This is a genomic window from Desulfatibacillum aliphaticivorans DSM 15576, assembly GCF_000429905.1.
GTDB classification, from domain to species: Bacteria; Desulfobacterota; Desulfobacteria; order Desulfobacterales; family Desulfatibacillaceae; genus Desulfatibacillum; species Desulfatibacillum aliphaticivorans.
The window spans coordinates 1-12,840 of sequence record NZ_AUCT01000038.1 but is presented as its reverse complement, the minus strand read 5'-3'; the positions used below and the strand labels follow the sequence as shown (position 1 = coordinate 12,840).

Annotated in this window: 13 protein-coding genes and 1 pseudogene; 10 read left to right on the top strand and 4 right to left on the bottom strand. The window is 54.0% G+C overall.

Going from position 1 to position 12,840, the window contains the following annotated elements; genetic code table 11:
- The first annotated feature begins 40 nt into the window (after positions 1 to 40).
- The 9 genes from G491_RS0124215 to G491_RS0124175 all read left to right on the top strand — a co-directional run bounded on the left by G491_RS0124215 (position 41) and on the right by G491_RS0124175 (position 7,726).
- Complete coding sequence (locus G491_RS0124215) at positions 41 to 412, top strand: cytochrome c3 family protein (RefSeq protein WP_015949078.1); 372 nt, start codon at positions 41 to 43, stop codon at positions 410 to 412.
- Positions 413 to 489: 77 nt separating this feature from the next.
- Positions 490 to 1,758, top strand: a complete 1,269-nt coding sequence (locus G491_RS0124210) for a 4Fe-4S dicluster domain-containing protein (RefSeq protein ID WP_028316384.1) — start codon at positions 490 to 492, stop codon at positions 1,756 to 1,758.
- Positions 1,759 to 2,748, top strand: a complete 990-nt coding sequence (locus tag G491_RS0124205; RefSeq protein WP_028316383.1) for an RnfABCDGE type electron transport complex subunit D — start codon at positions 1,759 to 1,761, stop codon at positions 2,746 to 2,748.
- Entirely contained in the window at positions 2,741 to 3,334 is a 594-nt protein-coding gene (rnfG, locus tag G491_RS0124200) for an RnfABCDGE type electron transport complex subunit G (RefSeq protein ID WP_015949081.1), read from the top strand. Before G491_RS0124205 ends, rnfG begins: the two co-directional genes overlap by 8 nt.
- A gap of 18 nt (positions 3,335 to 3,352) precedes the next feature.
- Positions 3,353 to 3,964 (top strand): electron transport complex subunit RsxE, encoded by a 612-nt coding sequence (gene rsxE / locus G491_RS0124195; RefSeq protein ID WP_015949082.1) that lies wholly within the window; start codon positions 3,353 to 3,355, stop codon positions 3,962 to 3,964.
- A gap of 45 nt (positions 3,965 to 4,009) precedes the next feature.
- Positions 4,010 to 4,585 carry an electron transport complex protein RnfA gene (locus tag G491_RS0124190; RefSeq protein ID WP_015949083.1) on the top strand — a complete coding sequence of 192 codons (576 nt, stop codon included), beginning with the start codon at positions 4,010 to 4,012 and terminating at the stop codon, positions 4,583 to 4,585.
- Between the two features lie 258 nt (positions 4,586 to 4,843).
- Positions 4,844 to 5,689, top strand: a complete 846-nt coding sequence (locus G491_RS0124185) for a sulfide/dihydroorotate dehydrogenase-like FAD/NAD-binding protein (RefSeq protein ID WP_015949084.1) — start codon at positions 4,844 to 4,846, stop codon at positions 5,687 to 5,689.
- A 65-nt stretch (positions 5,690 to 5,754) separates the two neighbouring features.
- Entirely contained in the window at positions 5,755 to 7,158 is a 1,404-nt protein-coding gene (gene gltA / locus G491_RS0124180) for an NADPH-dependent glutamate synthase (RefSeq protein WP_028316382.1), read from the top strand.
- An 82-nt stretch (positions 7,159 to 7,240) separates the two neighbouring features.
- Positions 7,241 to 7,726: a TIGR00725 family protein gene (locus G491_RS0124175; protein ID WP_028316381.1), complete on the top strand. Its 486-nt coding sequence runs from the start codon at positions 7,241 to 7,243 to the stop codon at positions 7,724 to 7,726.
- A gap of 167 nt (positions 7,727 to 7,893) precedes the next feature.
- On the opposite strand, the gene G491_RS0124170 is transcribed toward G491_RS0124175, so the two are convergent.
- The 4 genes from G491_RS0124170 to G491_RS0124155 all read right to left on the bottom strand — a co-directional run bounded on the left by G491_RS0124170 (position 7,894) and on the right by G491_RS0124155 (position 12,348).
- Positions 7,894 to 9,174, bottom strand: a complete 1,281-nt coding sequence (locus G491_RS0124170) for an ATP-binding protein (protein ID WP_248635512.1) — start codon at positions 9,172 to 9,174, stop codon at positions 7,894 to 7,896.
- 242 nt (positions 9,175 to 9,416) lie between these two features.
- Positions 9,417 to 10,721: a GMC family oxidoreductase N-terminal domain-containing protein gene (locus G491_RS0124165; RefSeq protein WP_035220034.1), complete on the bottom strand. Its 1,305-nt coding sequence runs from the start codon at positions 10,719 to 10,721 to the stop codon at positions 9,417 to 9,419.
- A gap of 21 nt (positions 10,722 to 10,742) precedes the next feature.
- Positions 10,743 to 11,705: an ATP-binding protein gene (locus G491_RS32310; protein ID WP_051327502.1), complete on the bottom strand. Its 963-nt coding sequence runs from the start codon at positions 11,703 to 11,705 to the stop codon at positions 10,743 to 10,745.
- Positions 11,706 to 11,742: 37 nt separating this feature from the next.
- Complete coding sequence (locus tag G491_RS0124155; protein ID WP_028316378.1) at positions 11,743 to 12,348, bottom strand: TetR/AcrR family transcriptional regulator; 606 nt, start codon at positions 12,346 to 12,348, stop codon at positions 11,743 to 11,745.
- A 300-nt stretch (positions 12,349 to 12,648) separates the two neighbouring features.
- On the opposite strand from G491_RS0124155, the pseudogene G491_RS36160 reads away from it, so the two are divergent.
- A pseudogene (locus G491_RS36160) lies at positions 12,649 to 12,840 on the top strand (IS4 family transposase); the annotation flags it as partial.

Sequence of the window (12,840 nt, the reverse complement as noted above, 5' to 3'; positions counted from 1 at the left end):
ACTTTTGTTTTGTGAAGCCGATATAAAGGAAAAAGCAAAAATGGACAAAAACAAGGAACGCCTTCTCGCCTTGTGCCTGATGGCTGCGTTATTTCTGGTGGGAGCGGTGTGCTATGCAGCCTACAGTCAGGAAGAGCCCAACAGGATTCTTTTGGACTTCGGAGGGGGGCAAGGCAAGGTTATGTTCGGGCATTACGAGCATTTCGAAGACTTTGACGTCGCATGCATCGACTGCCACCACACGGCCGAGGACGAACTGTCCGAAATGCAAAAATGCGGAGACTGCCACCTGAAGAAAATGCCCAAGGGCGATCCTTGCGTGGCCCGTAAAGACGCCTTTCACAATCAATGCATTGGTTGCCATGAAGACATAGGCATGGATCTGGCCTGCGGCGATTGCCATAAAAAATAGGCCGGCGGTATACACTGAATTCCATAATAAGTAACGCATTTGCGCATATATTGTAAAAACCAAAAAGGGTAACACCGATGAAACGAAGATCGTTTTTAGGACTGGTTAAACCAACGTTGGAATACACAACGCTGGCGGACCTGTCTTCAATCCCGCTGAAAAAGGTCCCTGCCTCGAAAACTGCAACGTTCATGGTTCCCGGAACCATTGAGGGTACAGACCTTTTGGCTCTTAAGGTCGGTGATGAGGTGAAGGCAGGACAGGCATTGGCGCCCATCGCAGGGAGCGATGACTACGCCATTTCAACTATCGCCGGAAAGGTGACGGCCCTGGAGCCTTTTACGGACGCGCATTCCAATGCCTTCATTGCCGTCACCGTGGAAGCGGCCGACAATCAGGAGTGGGCGGACTCCCTGGGCTCTGACCCGGATTTGGCTGCCGTAGCGGCGAACCTGCAAAACGGCCCCGGGGCTCTTTGCCTCAAACCGGTTTTGGACCCGGAAACCAACATCAATACAATCCTGGTTCTGGGCATGGATCGGGACCTGATGACCACTGCGGTGCAATATGCGGTCAAATCCAGGGGCGCTTATCTGGCCAAGGGGATCGAGACTCTCAAGAAGATCACGGGCGTTTCCGAAATCGTCCTGGTCGTGCCTTCCGGTCTGACCGGCAACGTCCAGGGCTGTAAATGCACCATCAAGGAAGTGGGCGCCTCCTATCCTTCCGCCAATCCCAAACTGGTCATGCACAACATCCTGGGCAAAACCGTTCCGGCCGGCAAGACCCTGGAAGACATGGGCGTCCTTTGCCTTTCCGCGGAAGCGGTCGCCGCCCTGGGCGAATCCTGCGAGACCGGCAAGCCCTGCGTCAACAAGATCGTGACTCTTGTCGCCAAGGATGGAGAGGCTTTGAACGTCCAGGTTCCCGTGGGAACGCCTATCCAGGACGTGCTGGACGTCAAACGCATTGCGCTTAATGACGGGGACAGGCTGATCCTGGGAGGACCCATGACCGGCGTGGCAACCTACTCCACTTCCCTGCCGGTTCTTCCCGACACGGACGCCATCATGGTCCAGGACGGCGCCAAGCTGCCTGAAATCGAAGACGCTTCTTGCATCAATTGCGGAGAATGCATCAAGGTCTGCCCCGCCAAGGTGCCTGTCAACATGCTGGTGCGCTTTCTCGAAAACCAACTCTACGTGGATGCAGCCGAAAAGTACGATCTGCTCTCCTGCGTGGATTGCGGGTTCTGCAGCTTTGTCTGCCCCGCAAGAATACCCATTTATCAGTACATTGGGCTGGCCAAGTTCGAACTGAGCCGGATGGCCCCGGAGGCGGAATAGATGGAAACTAATAAAAAATTTGTGGTATCCTACGCGCCCCATTGCCACAACGGGGACCGGATATCCAAGAAAAGCTATAACATGATGTTGGCGGCGCTGCCGGCGGTGTTTTTCGGGATACTGCAGTACGGCATCGCGGCCCTTAGCGTGATCTGCCTGTGCGTCTCCACCGCCATGGCATGGGAGCTGATTTTCAACCGGATCATGAAGCAGCCCCCCACCATCGGCGACGGAAACGCTGCTTTGACAGGCCTGCTTCTCGGCATGCTCATGCCGCCGGTCGTTCCCTGGTGGGTGATCCTCACCATGACCTTTGTGACGATCCTGATCGGAAAAGTGATTTGGGGCGGAATGGGCGGCAACCCGTTCAATCCCGTCATCCTCGGCTACGCCATTACAAGACTGTCCTGGGGCGGATTTCTGGATGTGGACGCCTCCCTGGCGCCCGGATACATTTTCGATTTCAACATGGCCAATCCCATTGTCGCCGTTAAGTCTGCGATATGGGACGGCGCGGGAGCGGACGCCGCCTCTGCGTTTTCCACCAAAGCCCTTCTTTTGGGACAGCATTGCGGGACCATCGGAACCATGTTTGGCCTGGGCCTGATTGTGGGCGGCCTCTATCTGATTATTCGCGGCTACCTCCGGTGGGAGCTCTGCCTGTCCTACCTGGCGGGCGTTATCGTCACAGCAACCTTGTTCTCGGCTTTCGGTCCTGAAGGTAAATATGCAGGAGCCACCTTCCACGTACTGGCGGGTTTCACCCTCATTGCAGCATTCTTCTTTATGGCGGAGGACTCCTCCACACCGATCAACCTGATTCCCATGGTGATTTACGGGGTGGGGGCAGGCGTCTTGACCATACTGATCAGAAACATTGGAAACTATGCAGACGGCGTGATCTTCGCCTTTCTGCTTATGAATGTCCTCAACCCCCTGTTGGATAATATCCGGCCCAAGGCGTTGGGAAAGGTGGTGGAAAATGAATGATATGATTAAAATGGTCTTTGTCCTCACCGCCTTGGCGGCTGTGTCGGGTTTGCTGCTTGCCGGCGCCAAAGTCAAGACCGACCCTTTGATTGAAATGCAGGTGCTCAATAATGAGCAGTGGCCGACTCTTCAGGTCCTTTTTCATGATGCAGACAACCTGTCCACCCTGTTGGATCAGCGTTTTAAGGTGCCTGCCGGAGAAAAGGAAGTTACCATATTCCCCGGCATCTTTGACGGACAGCCCAAAGCGGTTGCTTTTGAATCCAAAGGCACGGGCTTTGGCGGACCTGTGGGCGTTATGGTTGCCGTCAACCTGGACACCGACGAAATGGTCGCCATCGGCGTGACCACCAGTTCGGAAACTCCGGGCTTCGGCTCCAGAGCCAAGGAAGAGCCGGACCTGGCCAACCAGTTTAAAGGTTTGGGCTTGTTGCAGTCTTTCTCCGTCAAGGCGGACGGCGGTACAGTCGACGCCATCTCCGGCGCAACCGTTACCTCCAGGGCTGTCTGCGCTGCGGTTACCTCCGCCGGCGAGACCTACAAATCCATTAAGCCTGAAATTCTTGACAAAGTGAAGGCGTTATAAGGATAGGAGATCAATACCATGGCTAAAACACTGACTCAGGAATTTACCAAGGGCTTATGGCAGGAGATTCCGCCTTTCAGGCTTGTGTTGGGTCTCTGTCCCACTCTGGGCGTCACCACCACCGTGCAGAACGGCGTGGGCATGGGCCTGGCCACTACCTTTGTGCTGGTCTGCGCCAACCTCTTGGTTTCCGCACTGCGCAAAGTAATTCCGCCTAAAGTCCGCATCGCCTGCTTTATCGTGGTCATCGCCACCTTCGTCACCCTGGTGGAAATGCTCATGCAGGCTTTTACCTACCCGCTTTACGGCATGCTCGGCATCTTCATCCCCCTGATCGTTGTTAACTGCATCGTCCTGGGGCGCGCCGAGGCATTTGCGTACAAAAATCCCATTCTCCCCAGCCTTGCAGACGGCTTGGGAATCGGGCTCGGCTTCACCATGGCTCTGGGCGCCTTGGGCGCAGTCAGGGAAGTGATCGGAACCGGTTGCTTCACCGTTCCTTTCGGCCCCACCCTGACCATTCTTTCTGCTGACTGGTACACGCCTTTTTCCTTTATGGTGCAGGCCCCCGGCGCGTTTATCGGCCTGGGATTGATGCTTTGCCTTATGAACCTGGTGCCCAGCAAATAGGCGAGGATTTAAGCCGCAGCGGCGGGAGCCGCAGGAGATATAACAATGGAAGATATTATAGTCCTTATTATTAGTTGCATCTTTGTCAACAACATCCTTCTGGCGCAGTTTTTGGGCAACTGCCCCTTCCTGGGAACCTCCAAAAAACTGGAGACGGCACTGGGTATGGCCATGGCGGTTATTTTTGTTCTGGTCATGGCGGGCGCCATCACTTGGATTGTCCAATATTTCGTGCTGGAAAAATTCAACCTGCAATATCTGCAAACCATTGCGTTTATTCTGGTTATTGCATCCCTGGTTCAGTTTGTGGAAATGTTCCTTAAAAAGAGCATCCCCGGCCTCTACGCCGGTCTGGGCATCTTCCTGCCCCTGATCACCACGAACTGCGCTGTGTTCGGCGTCTGCATCATCAATATGAAAGAGGGCTACGGTTTCCTGGAAACCCTGGTTTCCTCTTTTGCATACGCCGCCGGTTTTGGTCTGGCCCTGGTCCTGTTCGCAGGCGTCAGGGAGCGCATTATCCTCGCCAGGGTGCCCAAACCCCTGCAGGATACATCCATCGGCCTTATCGCAGCAGGTGTGCTGGCTTTGGCTTTCATGGGATTCAAGGGAATGGTCTAGTTAGTCAGACTAAATTCTGTTTATTACCTTGTTGTCTCAATAAGGTTTCTAAAGCATGCCCGCACGGCCTATAGGTCATGTGGGCTGTTTTGGTTCTCCGCCAAGGAAATGTTTCACTTGGCGCATAATATAACTTTCGGTTCCGCGGTAAGTTGCCTAAACACCCGGTTTTTTGTTTCAAAACCATGCCTTTTGTTTCAAATAAGGCGTCAAGTGAATACATGGCAAGCCCGGGAACCCCCTATCCGGAGGTTTTCGATGTTTAAAATTTTATCAAGACGGGAAATGGCCCAGGGAACTGTGGTCGAAAACGTTATCGAGGCCCCGCAAATTGCAAAAAAAGCCAAACCCGGCCAGTTTGTGATTCTGCGCGTCAATGAGACAGGGGAAAGAATTCCCCTGACCATGGCCAACACCGACCCTGAAAGGGGAACCATCACCCTGATTTATCAGATTGTCGGCAAAACCACCTCTCTGATGAAGACCCTGCAGGTCGGGGACGCTTTCATGGATATCGCCGGACCGTTGGGCAAGCCCACCCATATTGACAATATAGGCACCGTGGTATGCATCGGCGGCGGCACCGGCGTGGCCGTGCTTCATCCCATCACCCGTGGTTTCAAGGAGATGGGCAACAAGGTCATCGGCATCATTGGCGCTCGCAACAAAGAGCTGCTGATCATGGAAGATGAAATGAAGGCCGCTTCCACCGAATTTGAAGTATGCACGGACGACGGGTCCTGCGGTTACCATGGTTTTGGAACGGACCTTTTGAAGAAAAGGCTGGAGAGCGAGAAAGTCGACCTGGTCGTCGGCATCGGCCCCGTGCCCATGATGAAGTTCGTGTGCTCCGTGACCAAGCAATATGACGTGCCTACCCTGGTCAGCCTGAACGCCATTATGGTGGACGGCACCGGCATGTGCGGCTGCTGCCGCGTTTCCGTGGGCGGAGACACCAAGTTCGCTTGTGTGGATGGCCCCGAGTTTGACGGCCACAAAGTGGACTTCGACGGTCTCTCCCAGAGGCTCGCAGGCTACATGGCTGAGGAAAAGGTCTCCATGGACCGCTTCACGGCGTCTTGCAACTGCTCCTGCAAGGAATAGGTTTTGTTGCATCCAGGCAAAAACGAATTTACTAAACCCATCGGCTCAAAAGAGAGGGTGTTATAATGGCAGAAAAAAAAGAAAAGGTCCCCAGGCAGCCCATGCCCGAGCAGGACCCTAAAGTTCGGGCAAGAAATTTCGAAGAAGTTCCTTTCGGCTACTCAGAAGAAACAGCCATGCTGGAGGCTTCCAGGTGCATTCAATGTAAGAATCCCGGTTGCCGTCAGGGCTGCCCCGTGGGCATCGATATCCCCGGATTCATCAAGCAGATTGCCAAGGGCGACTTCGCCGCCGGCATCGCAAAAATCAAGGAAACCAACGCACTGCCCGCAGTATGCGGCCGCGTTTGCCCCCAGGAAGTGCAATGCGAGTCCAAGTGCATCTTGGGTAAAAAGGACGAACCCGTTGCTATCGGCCGCCTGGAACGCTTTTTGGCGGATTGGGAGCGCAAAAACGGCGCTGTCAAGATTCCCGAGAAGAAACCTGCCACCGGCAAAAAAGTGGCCGTTATCGGCTCCGGCCCCTCCGGGCTCACCGTGGCCGGCGACCTGATCCTTAACGGACACGACGTCACCGTGTTCGAGGCTTTCCATAAGCCTGGCGGCGTGCTTCTGTACGGCATTCCCGAGTTCCGTCTGCCCAAGGAAATCCTGTTTGCGGAAATCAATTACATGGAACGCCTGGGCGTCAAGTTTGAGTGCAACCAGGTGATGGGCGCCATCAAGTCCCTGGAAGAATTGTTCGAAGAAGGCTTCGACGCTATTTACGTGGCCGTCGGCGCCGGCCTGCCCTACTTCCTGGGCATTCCCGGCGAAAACCTCATCGGCGTATACTCGGCCAACGAGTACCTGACCCGTTCCAACCTCATGAAGGCTTACCTCTTCCCCGAATACGATACGCCTATCGTCATCGGCAAGAACGTGGTCGTCATCGGCGCCGGAAACGTGGCCATGGACTCCGCCCGCACGGCCATGCGCCTGGGCGCGGAAACCGTCAAGATCGTGTATCGCCGCTCCCGCGAAGAAATGCCCGCCCGCGGCGAGGAAATCCACCATGCGCAAGAGGAAGGCATAGAGCTCTTCCTCCTGACGGCGCCTCTGGGATTCTCCGGCACGGATGACGGCCGCTTGACCACTATGCACTGCAAGAAAATGGAACTGGGCGAACCCGACGCTTCCGGACGCCGCCGCCCTGTGCCCATCGAAGGCTCTGAATTCGATCTGGAATGCGACCTGGCAGTCATCTCCGTGGGCGCCGGCGCAAACCCGCTGCTCACCTCCACCACCCCGGCCCTGGAACTGAACAAACGGGGCTACATCGTGGCAGATCCCAACACGGGCAAAACCACCATGAAGGGCGTGTGGGCCGGCGGCGACATCGTCACCGGTATGGCTACGGTCATCATGGCCATGGGCGCAGGCCGCGCCGCAGCCAACTCCATGGAAGATTACCTTAAGCTGGGCTGGTAAAACTCCAAGGATGCAGAATTGATATCAAGGCAGGGCTTCCGTTTAGGATGCCCTGCCTTTTTGCTATTGATGGGGTCAAACCATGATAGTTATCGGCGTGATGGGCGGGGGAAGTGTAACGGATAACAGCGAAGCCCAGGCCTATAAACTGGGCAAACTCATCGCCCGGGAAGGCTGGGCGCTTTTAAACGGCGGCCGGGCCGCCGGGGTCATGGACGCTTCCGCCAAAGGCGCCAAAGATGCCGGAGGACTCACCATCGGCGTGCTGCCTGACACGGACGCCTCCCAGACTTCCCAATATATTGATATACCGATCCTTACGGGCATGAACGCGGCCAGAAATTACATCAACGTCCTGTCCTCCCAAGTGGTGGTGGCCTGTCCTGGCGCCGCTGGCACTCTTTCTGAAATCGCCCTGGCCATGAAAAGCCAGCGCCCTGTCATCTGCATGGGCTGGGACCCAGGCCCGGTTGTGGCGAACATGGCAAAAACCGGAATGTTTGTTCTAGTTGAGAATCCCGAAGAGGCAATCACTGAAATAAAGCGTTTGTTGCGTGACCTGCCTTAAAAGTCTGCTTTTAACTTTACCTGGCGGATTTTTTTTATTGAGGGGGCCATTTAAAAAGTGCACCTGATGCGCCAAAATAGAGAAATAAAGCAAAAATAACGCTAATATGCGGATTTCTCATTGTTTTGAGCCATGGTAAGGGTTCGTTCCGAGTGGTGAGAGCAGGGTTACTTTCCGTACTTCGTTAAAAATTCCAGGACGTCATTGTACTGGCCGGATTCATTGACGTATCCGGCGTAATTTCCGGCAGTGGTAAGCCACTCCATGGTCGTCGGCTTTACCTTCTTCATGGCAGTCTCGAAAAACTCGCCGGTTAGAGGCGTTTCCTCCCCGGATGTTAAAGAGGCGTCAATGGCCCAGTCGCACGCGGTTTCCACCAAACTGCACAGATCAGCGCCTGAAAAACCCCTAGTAGCCTTTGCTAAATCTTTGGGGCTGACGCAGTCGGCGGCGGGGCGGTCCTTAAGGTGGATTTCTATAATGCGCTCCCTGGCTTCCCTGTCAGGAGGAGGGACAAATACCCTGTCGAGGCGGCCTGGCCTGCAAAAGGCGGGATCAACAGCCCAGGGCGCGTTGGTAGCGCCTATGATAAGCAATCCCTGATTATTTTGAGAGTAACCGTCAAGCTCGTACAAAAACTGGCTGACCAATTTGGAGGATGTTCTTTCGCAGTTAAACCTCCTTTTGCCTCCTATCGCCTCCAACTCGTCAAAGAATATGACCGAAGGCGCCTCCAGCCGAGCGTTTTCAAAGATGGCGTTGAGCTTCCGTTCCGATTCCCCGGCATACATGTGCAAAATGTCCGCAATCGTCACACTAAAGAAGGCGGCCTGGCATTCCCCGGCCGTTGCTCTGGCCAACAGGGTTTTACCGCACCCCGGCGGGCCGTAGAGCAATATGCCGCCTCCGGCTTTTTTCCGGAATTTTTGAAAGATGGTCGGTTTTTGAAAAGGCAGAATGATTTTTCGGCAAATTTGCCGTTTAATGTCCTCCAGGCCGCCTACATCACTAAAAGTGACGGTCGGCTCCAAGGGGGTCAACAATCGGTTCAACTCGGAGTCATCCCTGGCGCCATTTGCTATGACGCGCAGATGGGCAACCTTGCCGTTGGGCCCAGAGGCTTGTTCCACTACCTTAGCCTCTAACAAAGCCTCAAAATGCAGGTCTTCCAGGGCGGAGTTCTTTTCTAAAGCGCTTGCGTAAAGATCCCGGGCCTCCTTTTGCCGGTTTAATTCAAGCAGCGCCCTGGCGCGTAAAATCAGGCAGCGGGGGTCTGCGTCCAGGCAGACGGATAAGGCCAACTCCGGCGCCTCGCCCCGAAGGCACAATCTGGCTGCGTCCGCCTGGTCTTCAGGCGACAATTGCGCAAGGGCGGCGTCCTTGTTTGCCAAAAATTCCAGGCCGGTTTGGTATTCCTCCAATTCCAGGCAAGCTCTGACAATAGCCATTAAAAGGCTTTGGGGCCCAGGATCAGCATTATAAGAGGTTATCAGCGTCTTTAAAGTGGCGTGGTCCATGGCTGCTCATCGAGTTTTCTAAGGTGATAGGATGGATGAGAAGCAATTACCACAAGATCGAATAAATTACAAGTTAAGTCCTGACTTTCCGGGTGTAAACAAAGAAGTTATGTCAGTTTTGACGCCTTTGCTTGAATAATTACTGAAATCCAAAAGCATTGTGTTTTTACCCCCTAAATTGCATCAATCAAGCGGGTTTGCGCTAAGCGCTTCCCAAACCCGATTAAACTCCATACCGGAGGTAGGCCGCAAGGCTCGGGAAATACGCTGGCGTCGCATACAAAACAATTCGTAATACGGGTTTCCAAATCCCTGTCCACCACCTGCCCGATAGGCGCGGTTCCTCCTGGATGGGCGGCCCTGACCGGCGTGGAAACGATGGTTTCCGGCTTGCAGCCTGCTTGGGCCAGTATCTTGCGCGAAACCTGTATACCCCTGTCGATTTTTTGCTGATCCGCAGGGGTTAAGGGTTTGGAAAAAGTTTCGTCAGGATAGATGCGGCCCGATATTTCGTCCCGAATTTTAATCATGACACCCAGCATTTTGGAGTGGGACAACGATTTGGGAATATGGCTGATTCCCTTGTACATCATTTGAAGCAAAAAGGTAGGCAGAGGGTCCATAAGATCGCCTATGATGATGCCGTCGTGCGAATTATCCAGATTGCCGCAGCACATGGGAATTTCCTTACGCATGTCCATTTCCGGGCCGCTATACACTCCGTAGGTAATGACCAGCGGATCTGCAAACAGTCCTTGCCCTGCATTTTCGATCCCCGAGCGCTGCAGGACGACCGGAGTTCCAAGCCCACCGCCGGCGATCACCACCGCTTTGGCTCGTACGGCCAATTCCCCTTCCGGGGTTTGAGCAAGGACTCCGGCCGCCTGGCCATTTTTTTCCATAATCCTGTCAACCCGGGCCTTGTTAATCAACTGCGCCCCGTTTTTGACCGCTTCCTCCACATAATCCCTGGCCGTCCATTTGGCTTTTTTCCTGCATCCGTACATGCATACTGGGCAGGAAACATCGCACAAGTCATGCCGGATGAATTTTTTCATGGGCTCCCACGGAATGTCCAGGGCATGGGCGGCAGCCATAAGGGCGCGGGCGCCGGGGCCGATATGGCTGTCAGGAAAAGCGGCTATTCCGATCTCTTTTTCCGCCTCCTCCATGAAAGGCGTCAGGTCGACGCCATACTTTTCAAGCAGCCAGGTCGGCGCTGGAATGGCCGCCCCGCAAAAGAGCATGGAACTGCCCCCGGTGGTTAGGGCTCGAAGCATGTTCAGGCCTTCCCTGGACCAGGTAAAGCCCATTTTCTCAACCATTGAGAACGGCCCGGCCACGTTTCCTCGAACCTTATGATGAGCGCCTCGTTCCAGAATGACCACGTTTTTCCCCGCCAAAGAAAGCTCCCGCGCCACGGTGGCGCCTCCAGGTCCGGAACCCGCTATAACCACATCGGTCTCTATCGTTTTCATGCACCCCTCCTAGTTTTTTCCCTATATGGTTTCCAGCGCCGATAGATCCAAAGGCTCCGGCTTGGAATAATCCCTCTCCAGGAGAATGGCTCCTGACGGGCATTTGTCCACGCAAATGCCGCACCCAAGGCATCTGTCCGACTCCACCACAGGCCGCCCGTCCTTCATTTTTACCGCCAGAAACCCGCACGCCTCCACGCACTGGCCGCACCCCAGGCACTTATCAGGATCATGAGCCGCAACGTATCCGGAGGATTCCAGCAATTTCAGCTCCGGGTTGTCGCCCTGGAAAAAATCCCGAAGCCAGCTCTGCGCCTGCATGCCCCCGCAGCAGCACAAACAGCAATTGCATATGGCGAACAGGCGGTCTCCGGCCGCGTCCTTAAAAAAAGCGTTGTGCACGTATCCGGCTTCATGCGCCTGCTGCAAAACAGCAAGGGCCTCCTCCTGGGTGACGTAGTGAATGTTCAGCTTTTCTTTGCCGTGCTGCACCGCGTAAGTGGCGAAGGGCTCCCCCACAAACATGCATACATGGTAAGGCGTGCATGGATTTTCCCGCCGCACCCTGCATGCGCAATCTCCAACCGCCACAGAGTTGGGATTCTTCAGAACGATTTGGTTGACCATGTCGTAGGTCAAAACCCGTTTGGCCTGATCCGGCTGCACGTGGACGTCTTGGTTCAGGGTAAGAATTTGGGCGGCGTGCTCGCACGTCAGCACCTTGCCGTGATACCTTCTGGGAAGCCAGTTAAGGAGCCATTTGTAGGCAGCGCTGTTATTTAAAAACTTGGGAGATCGCTCCATGACATACGTGAGAACCACCGTCAAAACATGCACGTAGCGCCTGGTATCTCCGTAGTAAATCACTGCGTGAAGAAAATGCAGCGGCCGCCTCCAGCCGTGCATCCTCCAAAAATCCCCAGGCGTTCCGGTATACTCTTCCTTTTTGTTTCCAGCCTTGCCCTCAAGTTTCGCCGCCTCCATAAACCGTTCCCCCAAAGTTTGATTTCACTCGCTCTTGTTAAGATTCACATTCTTGCCCGGCCAGCAGGACAATGGCCGAGCGAACCGCACCCCATATGGAATTATCCTTGCTCAACACAGGTTCAATAGTCATCTGCAGGCTGATCCCATCCACGATGGCGGTGAGGACGGCAGCCATTCCCTCAAGGTTTTTCGCAGGCTGAATCGCCCCCTTTTGCGCCATGCCTTCCAACCCGTCGTGGATGGCCTGCCTGAACCTTGCATGAAACTCCCTAAGAAGCGTCATGGCCTCCGGCCCCTGGCGGACCAAGGTCCAACTCTCCATAAACAAAGTAAAATAATAGGGGTCCGACTCCAAGATAAACTGCAAGGCCTGAGTCAGGCCTGCGGCAAGATCTGAAAGGTTTTCCGCATTGCTGAAAATATTGTTGGTGGCCTCCAGAATATCTTCCATATTATGGCGGAAAACCTGCACAAGCAGATCTTCCTTGCTTTTAAAATGATAATGGAGCAGCCCTCTGCTGACTTCCGCCTTGGCGGCTATTTGGCTGATGGTCGCTGCTGTGTATCCTTCTTCAGCTAAGATGACTCTGGCTGCTTCCAGGATTTTTTGGATTTTGGCGTTTCCCTTGGGCTGGTTCATTTCACCTCCAGAAATCTGGCTGGACGTCCAACCAGTTTTTGGGGCGCAAAAAAAAGGCGGACGCACAGAATGGAATATTTAATCGTTCGGACAAAAAATACGGGACGCGGACGCCCTTGTCAACAAAAATGTGGACGGAGGCCGTTATGGCCTTGATTCTTACTCAAGTTTCGCACAAGAAATATGGGAGGGGGACAGATATAACCATTTGAAATAATATAAAAAATACTTGAAAAGCGGCCTTAATTGTGTAATATTAGACATCGCCAAACACCTAATAACACACAAGAAAGAGCCGCTATGAATACAAGTAAAACATTTTCCCTCTCAATGCAAAAACAAATTCAAAACACCAGCATTTCCATGGATTCTGAAATCAATTCAGCATTCAGGGAACTGAAATTCCGGTCGCTCCTGAGACGCAGCGGCATTGTCAAAAAACGGGGATATGACACGGTCGGGCTAATGTTTTTGTTTGTGCTGCTGCCTTTT